This is a genomic window from Bifidobacterium sp. UTBIF-68, from assembly GCF_006408855.1.
In the GTDB taxonomy this organism is placed as follows: Bacteria; Actinomycetota; Actinomycetes; order Actinomycetales; family Bifidobacteriaceae; genus Bifidobacterium; species Bifidobacterium reuteri.
Map to the genome: position 1 here is coordinate 21,082 of NZ_JFAN01000028.1, position 17,809 is coordinate 38,890.

Annotated in this window: 8 protein-coding genes; 1 reads left to right on the top strand and 7 read right to left on the bottom strand. The window is 62.2% G+C overall.

The window, feature by feature from the left end; genetic code table 11:
* Positions 1-40 precede the first annotated feature (40 nt).
* The 3 genes from BW14_RS08485 to BW14_RS08495 are packed head-to-tail and all read right to left on the bottom strand — an operon-like array spanning position 41 to position 4,387.
* Positions 41-3,130: an N-6 DNA methylase gene (locus BW14_RS08485; protein WP_140490228.1), complete on the bottom strand. Its 3,090-nt coding sequence runs from the start codon at positions 3,128-3,130 to the stop codon at positions 41-43.
* Positions 3,127-3,312: a type II toxin-antitoxin system RelB/DinJ family antitoxin gene (locus BW14_RS08490; protein WP_140490230.1), complete on the bottom strand. Its 186-nt coding sequence runs from the start codon at positions 3,310-3,312 to the stop codon at positions 3,127-3,129. The genes BW14_RS08485 and BW14_RS08490 overlap by 4 nt, the downstream gene beginning before the upstream one ends.
* 52 nt (positions 3,313-3,364) lie before the next feature.
* Positions 3,365-4,387: an IS1595 family transposase gene (locus BW14_RS08495; RefSeq protein WP_258186102.1), complete on the bottom strand. Its 1,023-nt coding sequence runs from the start codon at positions 4,385-4,387 to the stop codon at positions 3,365-3,367.
* 251 nt (positions 4,388-4,638) lie between these two features.
* Between BW14_RS08495 and BW14_RS08500 the strand changes: the two genes are divergently transcribed.
* Positions 4,639-5,349: a hypothetical protein gene (locus tag BW14_RS08500; RefSeq protein WP_140490232.1), complete on the top strand. Its 711-nt coding sequence runs from the start codon at positions 4,639-4,641 to the stop codon at positions 5,347-5,349.
* A gap of 180 nt (positions 5,350-5,529) precedes the next feature.
* Here the strand turns inward: BW14_RS08500 and BW14_RS08505 are convergent, their stop codons facing one another.
* From BW14_RS08505 to BW14_RS08520, 4 genes are all read right to left on the bottom strand, one after another.
* Positions 5,530-11,052, bottom strand: coding sequence for an SdrD B-like domain-containing protein (locus BW14_RS08505; protein ID WP_140490234.1), 5,523 nt, complete (start codon positions 11,050-11,052; stop codon positions 5,530-5,532).
* Between the two features lie 15 nt (positions 11,053-11,067).
* Complete coding sequence (locus BW14_RS08510) at positions 11,068-11,991, bottom strand: class C sortase (RefSeq protein ID WP_181162353.1); 924 nt, start codon at positions 11,989-11,991, stop codon at positions 11,068-11,070.
* A gap of 12 nt (positions 11,992-12,003) precedes the next feature.
* On the bottom strand, positions 12,004-13,659 hold the full coding sequence (locus BW14_RS08515) for an isopeptide-forming domain-containing fimbrial protein (RefSeq protein ID WP_140490277.1): 1,656 nt from the start codon (positions 13,657-13,659) through the stop codon (positions 12,004-12,006).
* 155 nt (positions 13,660-13,814) lie between these two features.
* Positions 13,815-17,783 carry an LPXTG cell wall anchor domain-containing protein gene (locus BW14_RS08520; RefSeq protein ID WP_140490238.1) on the bottom strand — a complete coding sequence of 1,323 codons (3,969 nt, stop codon included), beginning with the start codon at positions 17,781-17,783 and terminating at the stop codon, positions 13,815-13,817.
* Positions 17,784-17,809: the final 26 nt, after the last annotated feature.

The following is a 17,809-nucleotide window of genomic DNA, read 5'->3' on the forward strand; positions in this document are numbered from 1 at the left end:
GGTTCTGCCCGACAAAAGGCAAGACCCGTCAGCCATATCCTTACTTGATTAGCCTGCCGACCATTGAGTCCAAGGTTGCTTCGTCTTCTTGGGTGGGTTTATCGCCATGCTTGAAGCGTTTTGCCATTGAAGCCATAAACATCATGGTCTCATTGTGCTCATCGAAACCGGGGATATTGAGGTAGTCTGTAACACTTGTTCCTAGGCTCAATGCCGAGGAGTATGCGTTGATTGCATCAGAGACCATGCTGGCATTCAAGAAGGCGGTCAGATAGGCAGCCTCGTCTTCGGATTCTACCGGAACGAAGTAGACCTTATGGTCAGGTATCACCATCTTCGTTCCTCCACAGAATTCACTGGAGTCTACGTATGCCGCGACGAAACCACCGCCGGACATTTCCTTCCAGACGACCTTGTATGGCGAGAAAGTGTATTCGCCTGTTGACCAGATGGACCAGAACGGTTTGCCCTGCTGGAAGCGTCGGTAACTGGACCGCTGTTCGAGAATGGCTCGGAATTGACTGAGGAACTTGAACATACGCGGACGGCTCGTCGGCAGACTCTCGTCGCCGAACATTCCCCGTTGCGGAACGATTACGCATTGACCCGCTTGTGGAGTGGCGACGAACCTATGCACGTCACGGCCTCTGAGCAACGGGAATACATCGTCTTTTTCCACGACGGCACTCGTTGCTGTAACATCGCGTCGACGACCGTTGCGAGGATCGTTCGCAATACGAACCATTTTCTTGTCCGATGCCTGCTGTGCGGTCACGAAGAAGATACCGTTGACGTCGGTGGTCACTCCCTTTCGGGCGCGATAGACGGATTCTCCGGAAGCGTTGAATAAATCCGGCCATGCCTTCACCTCTTCTTCGGTTCCCACCAGCCAGGGACCGGCATCGGTTCCGGGTACGGGCATCGCCTGAAGATCGTCATAAGAGTCAAGGCTCGGCGCAGCTCCTCTCTTCGGGCTGGTGAAGCGTCGGTATTTGACCGGGTAGTTCGTTGCCTTGCCATTGCGTCGGATCAGCAGCAGGGTGGGCCAGTTCGCCACGCCCTCGAATGGCCGGAGGGCGGCATAATCTTCCACCGTTTCCACCGTCATAGGTTCATCAATGTTATCGAGACGGAGCTTCCAACGTCGGAATCCTTGGCTGGATTCGTTCTTGAATACCGTTCCGGTGATGAGGAATGCCAAGCTTCCCGACTTTCTCACAAAACGTTCCAAAGCGTGGTATGTCACAACGGTCGAGATGTCCGATTGGATGCCGCCAACCCATACGTCCTCGCTGAAGATGTCCATACGATCACAGATAGGCTTGATGAATTCCGCGTAAGGACGGGGAAGGTTGCTCCATTTGACCCATGGTGGATTTCCTACGACCAAGTCGATGTCCTTGACGCAACCGGCTTCGATTCGGTCAAACAGAATCAGGCACCAAATACCGTTCCAATGATTGCGATGAAGGTCTATCAGGTCTTCAATGGTCTGCTCGAATACCGTTGCAGAGGAAGCCTCGAAACCACGTATTACGGGTGATAATGCCTTCAACGACGTTTCGATGTCAGGACGTTCCAGCCCCGCATCGATGCATACCCTAAGTTGATCCATAACGGGGAAGAAATCAGCGGATTCAGCCAAACATGCGGGGATGGAGAACGAGCGTTCCCCTTTTTCCGTCAGTATCGAATGAGTGAACACACCGTCAACTGGGTCGGCGGTGTTGATCGCATCCGCCAGAAATACCGGAAGCAATACCGGATCGGACGCGTCGAAACGTCCTGACAGAAAAACGACGATTGACGCTCTGGCGGTAAGCACAGCCAGAGGATTGAGGTCAAATCCGTACAGACCGTGCAGCAGTTCCCGTGCAGGCGCGGATTCCGAGGCGGTTTCTAACCGTCGGCGTAACCCTTCCAAAATGAATGTTCCACTGCCGCAAGTAGGGTCCAACAAAGACTGTGTCGGGGACCAACCCGCCGTATTCATAACGTGTGACGCCAGCCAGTCCGGCGTGTAATACTCTCCTAACGCATGTCGCATAGGTGCGGGGGTGAATCCCATATACAAGCCCTTGAACAAATCCCGCACTGATTCAGGGCTTTTCTGCGTGACATCGAAATCGATGGTTCGTAGTCGTTCGAGGAGGAGGCCAAGCGGCTCGTCCAGATTCTCCGTTACGTCGTCACCGAGATACCAAGAGAAAAAGTCCGTTCCGAGCATGTTTTCGATGCCGAACATTCTGAAATATTCACCGGTCTCAATACTTCTTAGGAATGTCCTCGGATCAGAGGAAGGGCTAAGGACCTCATCGGAGTGGGAGGCGAGGGCGTAAACTGCACAGGTTTTCGCCACAAGCGCGATATACGTACTCAGTGCGAAAACGTACGCTTGCGGGTTGATTCTGTAATCAATTCCGTGGCTGCGGCTCGCGTCCTCCAGATAACGGGACAATCTTTCCGTTTCCGTTCCGTCGACCTGACCGAAAAGGCGTGTCCATTCGGTGTAAATCAGTTTTGTCCTAGTCGGGGATTCTGCCGTCTGGGCGCTACGTATGGCTCGGAACAGCGCGGGGAGCAGGCGCCGACCGACTTCTGTATCCGGTCCGATGAACTGTTTGAGCAGCATCGGGCTGACCAACGGACGCCCACCGTCAGCAATCAACGTCAGCAGACGATTCAAACAAAGACTGTCAAACGGACGTGCCGGCTCCCAGATGAAACCATTGTCAGCAGGACGACCGAAGGTTATCGTCTCCCCATCCCATGCGACGAGTGAATACCTGCTTATCTGTCGTCCTTCTTCTTCGGAAAGCAAGACGACGTATTCTTCGGCTTGCTTTCGAGCATGTTTCAGCTGTGCATTATCCATCCCTTTGAACGAGCGTGGAGGCTCGTATTCTATAACTGTGGAGCCATGAACGGCGTCGATCCTTCTGCGCCCGGAATCGAAACTATGCTCGTAAGTGTACGAGTTCCAGAAGATTCCATGTTCAATGCAAAGCTTTTCAAGGATTGTTTCCGCATTGATCTTGAGTTGTTCTTCGTTTGCAGAGACCCGAGCCGCATCCAACAGTTTCCCGACGCTGTCCAACACGTCGGTCTCCGACAGTAAAACCTCGCTCATATCGCCTTTCCTGATTCGTCGTCCAGTGTCACGTCGAATGGCATCCCATTCTTCCTTACTACAGCTTTGAGGAATATGGTGACGGCACTGGTCATGCTCAAACCCAGTGGCTCCAATATCTTCATGGCCTCGTTCTTCAATTCGGGGTCGAGGCGCATGGTCGTGGTCGGTGTGTTCGCCATGCCCGTCTCCTTCCTGTTCGCTACATAGATATGTACAGTGTACTTGCATTCGTTATGCGGCCATGCCCCAGTAGTCCATGTACGGCGGGAACACGTGAGTCCAGTCGCGCGTCACGCCGGGGCAGGGCTGGGCGTCCACCTGACGGATGATGCTGTCGTTCCGGTCGTCGCGGAACGAGCGTCGCCACAGGAACCATGTCAGATACGATTGCAGGTGCTTCGTGCTCACGCCCTTGAATCCGGTGAGGAACCCGTCGAGGTTCGAGTGGAGCGCGTTGACCCGGTTGATGCGATGCGATTTCGCGTCCACCTGCTCGAACGCGGCCCCCAATACTTCCATCGCGCCCGGATAGGCGGCGGCCTCGTCGGCCATGACGAGCGCGCCCCTGCCGATGCATCCGGCGAGCGATTCGACGGCGCGCCGCTTGGAGATGACGCCGCGTCCGCTCAACATGGCGAACGCCGTGCCGGAATCGGCTACGCCGGTCATCACGCAGATCTGCTCCTTCGACAGCCCGCGCTTGCGCAGGGAGCCTCCACGATGACGGGCGGGACGCGGAAGCCGGAACTTGCCTTTCCTGTGGTTGCCCTTGAAGCTTTCGCGCAGATACGTCTCGTCCAACTGGACGGACACGCCCGATCCGGCCATAAACTTCGGAAGGAACCGTTCGAGGCACTTGAGCAATCTGCGGCGCATGAGCCACGCGGTGCGCAACGACACCTTGCAGCGAGAAGAGCATTCGCGCAACGGAAGGCAGTCCACGAAGCATTCGACGTACATCATCCACTTGGCGGCCGGCAGCTTCGACCGGCCGATCAGCGTATCCCTTGTCTGCGAGAACGTGCGCCGGCAATCCTTGCACATCCAACGCTGGGAGCCGTCCGGGTTATGGCCCTTCCTGACGAGGGAGACGGAACCGCAACGAGGACAGGCGAGTACATCGTTGTGCATGGTGATCGTGTCGTAGGCGTCCTCGTACAGGACTTCGCGCAGTTCACGCACCGCGTTCTCACGCTCGACAGGACCCATATCCTTGAGCTGTCTGCGTACCGCATCGGCAAGCCTCATCGCCATCACCTCCAATACTGTAGTCTCAGTGTAACTACAGTATTGGACTTTTAGGCGGCTATGTCAATTCTGGTTTAACAGAGCCAAATTTTTTCCCTCACCCATTGTGAGCCAGATCGACAACGTATGAAAAATGCCCAGAACACCGGTCCGAATGACAGGTGTGTGGGATCCTGCCGGTATGCCATGATACGGAGTCGTATGGTTTCCAAAGAGAAGAATCAGGAAAAATGACAGTGGATGAGGAATCAGAAAAAATGACAGTGGATCTGCTGCATTACGAGCTCGCGGGCAGGCTCGACCCGCTTGATGTAACGATTGATAAGAAAGATGTGGACAACCTGCGTCGGATCATCCACATGTGCAAGGCGCTGGCGGGACAGAACACGGAAGGCATATACGAACGCGACGGGATCGACGTGTCCCGTACGGCGCTCACCACATACTGGGAGACGCCGCGCACCGAGTTTCACAAGGACATGATGGCCGAGTTCAGCAAGGGCAAAAAGCCCGACATGGGGTCGAAACTGTTACTCATCCCATGGTCCCCGGCCGCGTTCGCATCGTTCAAGAGAAACAATAATAGTGTGAAAGGCCTCTTGCTTGAGCATGCCACACCGATAAAGGCCATGTGGGATCAGCTCGTCAAGCTCGACGAAGAAGCCGAAGACGATGGCGATTGGCATTCAGAGTCGGTCAGATACCTGACGAACGCGTACCGTCTCGTGGTGCTCACCTCCGATGAGGCCAAGGCCATCGACAAGTACGGCGAACGCGACAAGAACGATTGGCCGTCGGATTGCAAAACCAGCCCGTTCCGGCGGTACGAGGTTGCGAAGAAGAAGGCGGCTGCGGCTAAGGCCAAGGGTGTGAAGGATCCGCTTATCGAAACCCTCCTCGCCCTCGACCTGCACAGTTTCGAAGTACCGGCCCGTCGGGGAGATCAAACAGGCCCGGCCGGCGTATGACGGTTCATCGGGGCTGCCGGGGCCGTCTGGGGGTCCCATGCCGCCTACGTGGACGTTCGCCGGATAACATGATTGTCGGCAGGAATGCCGCCGACATGGCAAAAGAGGAGGGATGGACCCCGATTCGGGGACGTCTTGCCGACGTCCGACCGGTTCGTGTCCGTCCCTCCTCACCTGTTGTCATGCCTGATCGGTGTGATGATCGCCTGAATGGCGCGGAGCGCCATCACGGTCCGTTGACGGTAGCGATCCTCGGGCCTCGGGAGTGGCATCGGGGTCGGTGGAGTCGTGCTTGCTTGGACGCAGCAGCAGGACCGCTCCGACGAGACAGCCCATGCCCAGGAGCAGCAGGAGGGGCAGGAGCATCAGACCGGTGCTTGGCATGCGGCCGATCAGGGGCTTCTCCGGCAGGACGCCGGCGTCCACATGATCCTTGTCCATACGTCCCTTCGCCAGTTCGACCAGAGGGGTGCCCAGACCGTAATCACTGTCGGAGACCGACGCATCGGAGTCGTCGGAACTCTGATCCGTGCCCGGCTGGGCGTCGTCTGCGTCGGGCTTGGTGAAGTCGCTGCGGTCGACACGGCTGAAACGAATCCTGTATGTGCCCGGCTGCAATTGGTCGAACCTGTAGGAGCCGTCATCGTTCGTGACGGTCGTGTCGAGCTGGTTGCCGGCCTGGCTCTCGAGGATCACCGTCTGTCCTCCGATCCTGTCGGTCTCGGTGGAGCCGCGGACGCCGTTGCGGTCCGTGTCCCGCCAGTAGATGCCGGAGATGCTGCCTAGATCCGGGGACTGGGCGATGGGCGCCGCGGGGATGGAGCCGCCCACCTGGTCGCACGAGTCCTCGTTGCCGTTGGAGAACAGGTGCTCCATGTCAGGTTTCGTATAGTCGGAGCCGGTCCGGCAGGACGCGTTGCCCGTGATGTCATGGGATGATTCGTCCAGTCTCGCCGTGACGGGTGGCGTGGGCCGGGTTGTCTTCTCCTGTCTGGCGTGCGGCGTCCCCTGATAGGGGGTGTCCGTCGAGTCGAACCATGCCTGGTTCGAGATCTTCTGCGCGGATGCGGTGCGGGTGACGCGACCGGTCAGGTGGAGGATGATGTGTCCTCCTGGCGCGATCCCGTACGGGAGCGTGTACACGCGTTCCGTCATCCCGTCGGCGTCCCGTTGGGATTCCGGGGCGACAGGCACCTCGGTCGGGTCCACGCTGTTGCCCGGAGCCTCGAGGGGTGTGACATCGGAAGGCGTGGAATGCTTGACATTATCCTTCGTGCCCGTACCGAACTGGCCGAAATAGTTCGGCCCCCAAGCCCAGAGCCTTCCCCGGGTGTCGATCGCGAAGGAGTCGTTGGTGGACAGGAACGTCCGGTCCTTGATGATCTGGACGGGGGTGGAACGGTTCGTGGTGGTGCCGTCGCCGACGGCACCATAGCCGTTGAAGCCCCAGGACCAGAGTCCGCCTTGGGTGTCGATGGCCCTGGAGTCGCTGATAGACTTGTAGGTCCGGGTCGGGGTGATCTGGACGGGGGTGGAACGGTTCGTGGTGGAGCCGTCACCGAGATTACCATAGGTGTTCTCGCCCCATGCCCACAGGTGACCGGTGGAGTCGATTGCGAAGGCACTTCTACTATCCATGTGGATTTGGGTGAAGGTGCGGCTTGACGAGATCTGCACCATGTCGCTGAAATGCTCCCCTTCCATCTGCCCGTTGCCCAGAGTGCCGGAGATGGAGCGTCCCATTGTCCATACACGGCCGTCGGAGTCCAGAGCCATGCCGGTGACATTAGATGCGGAGATGTCCGTGAACGTGCGGCCGGGCATGACCTGTGCAGGCCGCCAGGGGGCGGGGTCGGTGCCTATATCATTTCCGTAGCCCCAGACCCATAGGTGTCCGTCGGTGTCGAGCGCCATGACGAACTCTCCGTCTTCCGAGACCTTTGTGTATGTCCGTTCCGGGGTGATCATGACCGGGGTCGGATGGGGGTTCTTGTCTTTGGTGCCGGTGCCAAGCTGGCCTCTGACATTCCAGCGCCAGGACCAGAGGTGTCCGTCGGAGTCGATGGCCTTGGTTGACGATGTCCATTTGAACGTGCGGCCGGGCATGATCTGCACGGGCTTGAGGCGGTCGGTCGTGGTTCCGTCGCCTAAATCACCAACGGAGTTCGTGCCCCAGGCCCACAGTCGGCCCTCCGTGTCGATGGCGTGGGCATAACCGAGTCCGGCGGCTATCTGCGTGTATCGCCTGTACTGGTCTTCGGTCTTGCTGACCGTTCCTGCCGTGGCCTTCACGTCCCTGACGGTGGTGGAGGAGCGGTCGGTGATCGTGGAGTCGGCGGGCAGGGTCGTGTTGCCTGCGTTCGTGACCTTCACGTCCCAGTTCACCGTGCATGCCGTGTCGTCGCAGTCGAGTCTCGACTGGGTCTTGTCGAGCGTGACCTTCGGATCGGGTTTCATGTAACCGAAATCGACGCCGGGCAGGTCCTGGCCGATCTCGAGTCCGATGTCGTCGGAACGGTCATGCGCCTGGCTTTTCACCTTGCCGAGCCAGGAGCTCGTGTTTGATACGGAGACATCCTTCCCGTAGTAGGTGGAAGCGGATTCGGGTATCGCGTCCCCGGTCGTGCCGCGTTTCACCTCGGTCATGTAGTGGCCTGCGCGCAGCAGGGTGAAGCCGTAGGATCCGTCATGTCCGGTCGTCGTGGTGTCCAGGGGTTTGTCTCCGATCGGGTTGCCTGATCCGTCGGCCTTCCACAGGGACACCTGCACGCCTTCGGCTCGCGGCTCGTCGGTGTCGATGGCCGTGTCCCCGTCCTGGTCCCACCAGATGGTGCCGGTGATGCTTGCGGCGACCACGGTGTTCCGGTCGGCCCAGGGCAGGTTGCCCATGGCGTGGCCGTTCGTGAACCGGGTGCGGCCGGGCCACATGTTGTATTGGTCGTCCTTGCGGTTGCCGTCGGGGCGGATGGTGATGGTGCCCGAGGCGGCGGCGGTCGTGGCCCCGCCTGTGGATTCGAACACGGAGGTCACGCGGATGGCGGTGATGGCCTTCCTCTCCTGATCGGACAGGAGGTCCCATGCCTTCCACTGGTAGGAGGAGGGGTCGTCGTCCCATGCGACGGTCGTGGAATAGGCGACCGTCGTGGAGGTGGAGTCGTCCTGGTCCAGGGCGACCGGGTCGAGCATGGACCATGTCCCATGGTAGGAGGAGTGTCCCCGGTCGTAGTCGTTCCAGCTGCCATCGATGCCGGTATGACCGGTGCCCTCGAGACGGGCGTCGTCGTTCGACGGGGCGTGGATGACGGTGACGGCCTGTCCGGAACGGCCGGCGCCTCGCGCGTAGAAGTTGAACGAATAATGCAGGGGGTCGCCTATCTCCGTCTTGCCGGGGTCCGCGGACAGGGATCCGCTTTCGCCCGACCGGGAGGACACTGAGAACAGGGCGGTCGCCGTGTTCGACTTCACGCTGTAGGAGGGGATGACACCGTTCCTGCCGGTGTCCGCGGTCAGTGTGGCGGCGGCGGTCACGGTGCCGGCCGCCTTGTTGCCGACCTTCGCGCGGAATGTGATCTGCGGCAGTTCGGCCGCTCCGAACATGTCCAGGGCGGGGACGAGCAGACCGGAGTCGGCGTTCCAGGTGAACGTCAGCGTACGGGCCTTTCCCGAGCCGTTGACGGTCAGAAGCCAGTTGCCGTCCGTGTCCTCGGGGTCGGTCAGGCCGACCGGATAGGGGATGGTGACGACGGGTTTCACCGACGTGCCGGAGAGCTGTATCTGGGACATCTTCGGGGTGAGCGTGTAGTCGGCGAAGTCTCCGGGCTGGATCTCGTCGGCCTTGCGTTCGTTGCCCTGGGAGTCGGTGACCTTGACCTCGTTGGTGATGGATGCGGCGGGGCGGGCGGGTGCGACGGCCCACACGTATTCGTCGTCGTATCCGTGCGATATGCCGCCGCCGGTGCTGCGGATCTCCGCGTCCAGACGGTCCTTCAGCTGGACGTTGCCGGAGGACGCCGTGGAGACGACGCGCAGCATGAAGTTCGCGATGATGGGTTCCGCTCCGTCCCCGTAGCGGACGCCCGAACCCTGGTTGAGGGTGACGCGGATGGCGCGTACGTCGGACTGCGAGTCGGACGGGATGCCGTCATGCCAGGCCGCGTCGGTGGTCGACCCGTTGTCCGTGTCGTATTCGCCGGGATCATGCTCGGTCCATCGCACCGTGTAGTCGCGCCCGTAGACGAGCTGCGTGGAGCCCTGCTGGACGGTGAAGCCTCCCTCCCAGCGCTGCTGGGACGGATCCCACTTGTCCTGCATCCATGGATGGTATCCGGCGACCATGTACCGCATGTTCTTGGCCAGGGCGCCCATCTCCACCTTCAGCTGGCTTCCAACGGCCACGGAGTCGCCCCGCGTCTTGCCGTCCTCATGCCAGATCCATTCCTCCCTGTCGGATCTGGAGAAATCAAGGTTCTCCGGGTCGAACAGCGTCTTGCCCGGCGTGGAAGGACGGTAGAGGCGCTTCCAGTAGATGTAGCCGTCGGGATCCTGCGGGCGTGACACGATGGCCCGGCTCCAATCGTTGTTCGCGTATGGGTAGCCCTTCATCGCGCCGGTGGACTGGTCGGGCGACTCGTCCCGCCCCTTGCCGCGGCCGGGCTCGTCGCCCACGCCCATGTTCTGCAATGCGTCGGGGCCGGAACCGGACGCGAAGGAGCCCGGGTCGGGGGTGACCTGGATGTCATAGTAGGCCATGGAGTTCTCCTTGACCCCGGACAGTGACGACGCCTGGAGCGTGTATGCGAGCCGATGGTCGCCCTTCAGTCCCGTGAGACGCAGATGCCCTCCGTTGGCGGTGATGGCCGCGCCGTCGAGCTTCCAGACGGTGCCTGCGGGGAACCGGGAGACGTCCACGTCGGCCGACCAGGATCCGCCGGTGGAGGCGCCATGGGTCGACGTGTACCCCGGATAGGTGAGTGGCTTGACCTTGAGGTCGAAATACCCGTCGAGCGTGCCGGACGCCGCCCAGGTGTTGCGGCGTTCCGTGGTGTCCTGCTTGTCGGGAAGGCCGCCGTTGTCCACGACCAGGTCGGCGGCGGGGGCCGAGACCACCGTGGTCTCATCGGCGGGGAACGTGACGGATTCGCCGCCGTCCATGCGGCTCACGGTGAGCTTGGGCTTCTGCCCGGTTTTGACGAGACCCCCCGTGTCCTTGGCGGTCAGGGTGATCCGCTGGTCCAACGTCTCGACCGCGCCTGCGGGCACCGTGTAGATGCATGAGCCGTCCGACTGCGGCTCCCCGGTGACCAGACGGCCGGACTGGCAGGTCAACACTCCCTGGGAGTCGGCAGCCTGCAGGTACGGCGCGTCCGTGAGGTTCCATGAGACCTTCAGGCGTCGTTTCGAGGCGGCGGTGACGGAAAGCCGCAGATCATACTCCACGGTGTCGCCGCTCGAGACTATCCCGTCGGTGGGTGAATCGTCGCCCGTGGCGAATCCGTTCCTCGAGTTGATGAACGTCTGCGCCGCTGTCCCGTGGCCGGTGCCGTCGGACACGCGTTTCAACGTGGCGGTGGCGTACATCGGTTTGGGTTCCGCGGCCGAAGCCGTGACGGGCCGGCTGCCGGCAGTGCCGGCCGCCAGTCCGAGGGCGAGCGTCGCTATGACGGACAGGGCCGAGACGGCCCGTGTCAAGCCTGTGTTCTTCATTATTGCTCCTCTTCCTCAATGCATGAGATGTTGACCGCGCACGGCACGTCTGACGCCGCCGGGGCGGATGTGCGAACATACGGCCTTGAAGGCGGCCGTCATGGAGGCGAGCCAGACCGCCATGATCCACACGATGATCCAGATGCCCGAATCATCCCCGGGCGCATCCTTCGGCTCCGGGGCCTGGACGGGCATCGACGCCCGTTCCCCGGTCACCAGAAGACGTTTGTTGTTGACGCCGTACGGGGTGCAGGTCAGCAGCGTGACCTGGTCGTGTCCCTTGACGATGGCGAAACGGGTGAAATCGCCCGGGTCGATGACCTCGATGCTCGTGACCTTGTAGGCGAGCGTCCGGCCGGCCACCTTGATATAGAAGACATCGCCTATCCTGCCCTGTCTCAGGCTGAGTCGGTCGAACATCAGCTGGTCGGCCAGGCCGGAATGGGCGCTGATGACACTGTGCGTCGAGTTGCCGCCGACCGGCAGGCTCGTACCGTACAGGTGGCCCGCGCCGGCCGCGAGCACTGATGACGAGGTGCCGTGCCGGACCGGAAGGTCGATTCCCAGCCTCGGATAGGAGATGGTCGCCATGATCCCGTCCGCAGGCGAGTCGAGCTGCGACTGGTAGGCGTCATCCTGTTCGCTGACGGATGACGGGCTTCCCGACCAGGGGTCCACGGCCTCGCCGAGGACCGTGGACCCGTCGGAGAAGAGCCGCCGGTTGTATTCGTGTGCCGAATCCAGTTCGCCACGCGTCTCCGATTCCCTCAACAGGCCCACCGCCTGCGAATGGGATTCGGAGACCGTCGAGGCGGCTCTTTGGTTGATGAGCATGAGGCAGAACGGCATGGTCGCCAGCAGGCAGGCCATCGTCAGAAGCAGCAGGCCGGCGACCAGCCTCCTATCGAACCGGGGTCCGGATGATGGATGATGTCTCATGCCCACCATCCGTCAGACGCGACGGCGGGACAGCAGCAGCCCGGCCCCCGTGGCGCACAGGCCGGCCCCGATGGCGAAGACCGCCATCCATGCGGCGCCGGTCTTGGGCATCTCGGCCAGGTTCCTGACGTTGACCACGGTCACGGTCTCCTGTCCGATTGTGGAGGTGGCCAGTTTGTTCGCGTCACCATTGAACTGGACGATCTGGTTCTTTCCATCCTTGGCGGCATCGATCTGGAGCGTGAAGGACGGGAGCAGGGCGGTGCCGAACGGGCTGGACTTCTCGGCGACCGTATAGGATCCCTGGAGCCCCTGTACGGTCACAAGGCCGGATGCGGGGGTGGTGATGGTCGGGGACCCCTGTTCTCCGGCCAGGGCGGGACGGTAGACGTTGGCCGACTGGTTGTCGGTCGCCTTGGACACCTGGACCAGGTTCAACGGGCTCGTCGCGCCGGCGGCGGTGATGTTGAAGGTCGCGTCGGCGAGCGGGGCGCCGGAGGAATCATGCTTGACGAGGAGGAAGCGTCCGGTGTACGTGTTCACGGTATTGCCGGGAACGGTCTCCAGATCGGTGCTTACATTGGGATTGTGGGAGTACTGGACGCTCACGCTGTTCGGATTGCCCTTCAGTCCCTGACCGGTGCTTATCAGCGCGTCCTTGTTGAGGATCGCGTTGTATTCCACGACGATCGCCGCGCCGACAGGGAACTTGTCCTTGTGCGCGATCAGGTCGCTCACGCCGGAGGCGTCAGGCGAGAACACGATCTCGAGCTGGTTGTCCGCAGTCGGACCGTTCACCTTGTACAGGGTCTTGTCGAGATCGGCGCCGCCGACCGTCACCTTGGTGACCGACGAATAGGTCAGGCCCTTGCCGAGGGTGTCGGAGAGCTTCAACTGGAACTTGCCATAGCCGGTCCAGTTGGGCACGGTCGTCTTCAGACGGTACGAGACGGTCGAGCCGATCGCGTTCTTCGAGGAGTCGGTCTCCTGTCCGCCGGTCAGGATCTTCTTGCTGACGGTGGTCGAGTTCGGCTTGTATTCCACGGTGCCGAGCTTCATCGTCGCGTCCCCGTTGCGCAAAGTGGTCTTCCCGTCGATGCCGGTGCCCACGAGCATCGGCAGGGAAGCCTTGCCCTTGGCGGTCGCGTCCACGATGAGCCAGATGCCGGGGCGCACGTTCGCGGTCATGGTCTGCGCGTTCGCACCCTTCGCCAATGCGACCGCGTCGGAGCCCGAGGCGAGCGAACCGTCCTTCGCCAGGGCGGTCAGGAGATTGCGCAGCTTGCCCGCATACGGGCTGGACGCGGAATCGAGGAGGTTCTTCGACACCCATTGCATCGGGTTGGACGCGTTGTATTCGGTCGCGTGGGCGATGCCGGCGGACGTCAGGGCCTTGTCGACCTGCGATGCGTGTCCGGCGTCGGACAGGTCGAATCCGGTGATGTCGGTGCCGTTCGTCGTGGCGGCGCTGTAGTTGGCGAGCGGCACGGCCTTCAGCGTCTTCGCGGAGATGTCCTCCGACGCGGTGACCGTCAACGGTTGGACCTTGGTCAGGGACGCGGACGGGATCTGGGTGTCTGCCGCCAGGGCTGGGACGGCCATGAGCGTCATGGCGGAGACCGCCGACGCGACGGCGGCCACAGCCTTGAAGAGTGCTTGTCTGGACATGGTTTTTTCTCCTCCTTGAGGGTTCCGCCGGATCGTCCGGACCCGACGGAACCCTCTGTTTTTGTGAAAGGGAATGGGATTGTTCAGGGGCCGCGCCCGGTCATGGAAGGGCGCGGCGCATGTGACGGGCCATCCCCGTGGATGGCCTTATGGGATTACTTGCCGGAGTGGGCGGGACGCTGCCCGTCCTTCGTCTTGGACCGTACGGTGAAGGCGAGGAGAGCGCCGCCTGCGCCGAGCAGGAGCACGCCGACCAGGATGGCGGGCAGGATGCCCGCACCGGTGATGGCGAGCCTGACGGATTCGCCGTTCCAGTCGTCGGTCCTGGATTCGACCTTGGTGTCCTCGCAGCGGGTCACGCCGTCGATGGTCACCTGCTTCGGACCGTCCGCCTCACCGTCGTCGCCCGCAGCGGGGGTGCCGAACGGGTCGTTGTCGGTGGCGGGGCATTCCACGAGCGGGATGCCGGTCACCTTGGCGCGGTCGGTGTGCGTGTCCTGGGTGAACCCGGTGAGCACGCCCTCCACGTCGACGCTCTGGCCGGGCTTGAGGACGAGCGTGTCCCAGCCCGCCGGATACTTCAGGCCGGTGACGGTGCCGTCGCCCACGATGGTGTGGTCCTCGAGCTTCAGGTCGGACGCCTTGTACCAGGCGCCGTGGCCGTCCTCGTCCTTGCTGGTGTTCGTGATCGTGAACACGATCACGTCACCGTCCTTCGCGCCCTTCAACGCGTCCTTGGACTGGTCGCGGTCGCCCTTCGGGAAGCCGCTGGCCTTGTCCCATTTCTCGATGCTGATGGACGGGGTGAGGTCCGGGGTGCGGGTCCACACGATGTTGCTCGTGAGGTCCTTGCCGTTGTAATGCTCGGTGAACACGTTCTCATGGCGTTCTGTGACCTTCACGCGCTTGACCTGGATGTACGCGCGCCACGCCTGCTCATGCTGCGTGTCCTTGGACACGAGGTCGAGGTACGCCTGGGTGGCCTGGATGTCGACCTTGCCGGTGGCCGGGTCGATCGAACCGGTGAACAGGTCGCCGCCCAGCTTGGAACTGTCGAACCCGCTGCCGGCGATACGCTCGCCCTTCGCGGCGATCACCTTGCCGTCACGGTACAGGTCGCGGGTCGCGTACACGGCCCACTGGCCGGTGGCCTTGTCGTACTGCGGGTCGAGCTGGTCGCTGATGCCCCAGTTCGCCACGGTCGGATACGCGCGGTCGGCGGGGATGACGCTGGAATCCAGCTGGTAGAGGAACGTGCTGTCGAGGTACACGCTCCTGCCGTCGATGCTGTCGCCGCCGACCTTCACGGTCACGTCCTTCACCGGGTTGATCGGCTTCAACGGGTTGGACACCGTGTTGGTCTTCCTGCTCACGTTGTTGGTGATCTGGGTGGCGGTGTTCTTCACCACGTACCCGTCGGTGACCTTGACGACCTTGTACGGCATGACGATCTCATAGGAGCGGCCGAGCAGCGCCTGGTCGATCGCCGGATCCTTCAACGGGTCGTGGTCCTTGTCCGTGAGCTCCGAATACGCCTTCAGGTCCTCGGGCTGCGGGTCGCCCTTCACGGTCTCGCCGGTCGCGGGCACCTGAGTGTCCACGGTCCTGGCGAACACATACACGACACCATTCCGGACCTGCACGTTGAACGACTTGGTCCAGTCCTTGCCGTCCGAGCCGATGACCTCGACCTTGGACGGGTCGATGTCCACGTACTGCTCGTCGTAGTCGTCCACGACGCCCAGACGCCACACCTTGTACGCGGTGTCCTTCTGGTTGGCGTCAAGGGTGACCGTGTAGTTGCCGGTGTCGCCCAGGAGCATGGTCTTCCCGTCGATGCTGACGGCCGGATCTCCCTGCCCCTCGGACTGGGTGTCCTTCTTGGACGGCTTGAAGTCGGGCGGAAGGTTGAACACCTCGTTCGACGGGGTCAGACTGTTGTTGATCGTGAGCACCCACTTGTTGTCGACCCGATGGTCGGCGGGCGCGTCCTCGGCCACGGTGCCCTCGAACCGGATCTGGATGCGCGGGTTGGAGTCGGCGCGCCACTGGCCGAGCAGCGTCTTGTCCGTCACGGACAGGCGGAACAGGTGGTTGTCCTCATCCCACTTGGTCTCGTACTTGGACTTCGGCACGACCTTGCCGGTGGACAGGTCCATCATCTCGACGGTCTGCTTGTCCGGCAGCAGATACTGGTCGTACTGGTCGGTGAACGCCACACCGGTCACCTCGGTCGCCAGGTCGGCCGGCAGCTTGGGCTGCGTGGTCAACTGGTATTCGACCCTCTGTCCCGGATACACGGTCTTGCCGTCCACGCTCGCCTGGTCGCCGCCCTGGGAGGATTCGCCGATCACGTCCTTGGAAGCGGGCGGCACGTAGCCGCAGATGCGCGGCTCGTTGGTCGGGACGGTCACGCCGTTCACACCCTCGCTGCCCTTGTTCGTCAGACCAGGCCCCTTGTCATCCTTCCCGTCGGTCGGGTTCGTGCAGAACGTGAGCTCGTCGCCCGGCTGGCGGCCGAAGTCCTTGCGCACCTGTTCGGCGCCCTTCCCGTTCGCCATGTTCACGGTGAACGGGACGATCATGGTCACCTGCAGGCCCTTGGCCATGCCCTTGAGGGTCTTCAGGTATTCGGGCTTCGCCGTGGCGGTCGCCACGGTCCCGTCGATCCGGACGTCGAACATGGAGGTGACGTCCTTGCCGGTGTTCGCGATGTCCGCGACGGACGTCTGCGTGTAATGCTTCACCTCACGCCCGTCCACCGTGACGGTGGAATCGGGTTCGGCCTCATGCGCGTACACGCGGATATCGGACGCGTCCTGCGGGTCGACCAGATAGTCGGCCGCCGCCCAGTCGTCGGTCAGGACGAACCGTGTGGGCGTCTCGATCAGGTCCGGGTCGACGGTCGCGTTCACCGCGCTGCCGACCGTGTCCCCGTCGAGGAACTTCATCTCGTCCGCGCCGGTACGGTTCGATTCGGCAGGATCCACCACGGCCTGCCACTTGCCGTTGCGGTACAGGATCCAGCTCTTGTCCGGGTTCGGCGCCCAGGTCGGGAACTCGTGCCCGTCCGCCTGGCCGGTGCCCTTGTCGTTCCACGTGACCGACGGCGTGTCCGTGACCTTGTCGGTCTTCGGGGCCTCGACCGTGATCGTCAGATGATACGCGAACCTGTGATCGTCCGGCAGACTGCCGCCGTTCCACGTGGCGGTCGCCTTGTCGCCCGGCGCCGCCTGCCCGTCAGGCGTGTTGAACGTGAACTGTCCGCTCACGTCCTTGCCGCCATCGGTCACATCCACGACCTTCTGCCCGGACACCGTGTACTTCATGCCATGCGCGTCGATCGTGTCCGTGATCGTCATCTTCGTGCCCAGACGGCCGGTACCGGTCGTGATGACCGTCTCGTTCGCCATCGAATCCGCGCTCGTGCCCTTCTCGATGGTCTTCTCCGGCGCGGCCGGCGGCTGCTCGCCCTTCGGCTCGTACTGGTTCAACGCGATCACCACGATCGACCCAGTGGACGCGCCGTTCACATAATCCGGCGCATACGTGTCCGCGAGCTTGTCCACCGACCAGCCCGCCTGATCCGAGAATTCCGTACTGGTCACGTACTTCGTCTTGTTGTTGGAGAACTGGACGTTGTCCACGACCTTGTGCCAGGCATCCATCCAAAGATCATGGGTCGCGCCGCCGATGCCGGTCCATGTGCGCGAGTTCGCCGGGCCCACGGTGCCCACGGACACGACACGGCAGTTGGCCTGCCCCTGCTGGTCCGGATGCGCCTCGTCGAAACGGTCGGAGCAGTTCTTGTCCGCCTCGGCGGTGGCCTCCTGCATCAACTGCTCGGCCTGGCCTCCCAGGTTGTACCAGTCGATCTTCACGGCCTTCTCCGTGGAATGCCAATCCGAGGACGGGCCGAACCCTCCGTTGTCGTTGTCGGAATACTGCCAGACCAAGTTGAAATTGCCGTCGGGCGTCATCATGCCGCCGCCCGCGTTGCCGCCGCCGCCGCCCGCGAACGCGGTCGCGGCGACCAGCCCGCCCGAGGCGAGCGTCGCCGCCGCGGCCAGAGCGGCCAGCCCGACACGGGCCCGACGGCCCGGCCTGCGATCATCGAATCCCATAGGATTTTCCTCCCTGTCATCGTCGC

What these genes read in the sequence shown, in the direction of transcription:
- BW14_RS08515 (WP_140490277.1), bottom strand. Translation starts at nt 13,659, where the DNA reads ATGTCCAGACAAGCACTCTTCAAGGCTGTGGCCGCCGTCGCGTCGGCG.
- BW14_RS08495 (WP_258186102.1), bottom strand. Translation starts at nt 4,387, where the DNA reads ATGGCGATGAGGCTTGCCGATGCGGTACGCAGACAGCTCAAGGATATG.
- BW14_RS08490 (WP_140490230.1), bottom strand. Translation starts at nt 3,312, where the DNA reads ATGGCGAACACACCGACCACGACCATGCGCCTCGACCCCGAATTGAAG.
- BW14_RS08500 (WP_140490232.1), top strand. Translation starts at nt 4,639, where the DNA reads ATGACAGTGGATCTGCTGCATTACGAGCTCGCGGGCAGGCTCGACCCG.
- BW14_RS08485 (WP_140490228.1), bottom strand. Translation starts at nt 3,130, where the DNA reads ATGAGCGAGGTTTTACTGTCGGAGACCGACGTGTTGGACAGCGTCGGG.
- BW14_RS08510 (WP_181162353.1), bottom strand. Translation starts at nt 11,991, where the DNA reads ATGAGACATCATCCATCATCCGGACCCCGGTTCGATAGGAGGCTGGTC.
- BW14_RS08505 (WP_140490234.1), bottom strand. Translation starts at nt 11,052, where the DNA reads ATGAAGAACACAGGCTTGACACGGGCCGTCTCGGCCCTGTCCGTCATA.
- BW14_RS08520 (WP_140490238.1), bottom strand. Translation starts at nt 17,783, where the DNA reads ATGGGATTCGATGATCGCAGGCCGGGCCGTCGGGCCCGTGTCGGGCTG.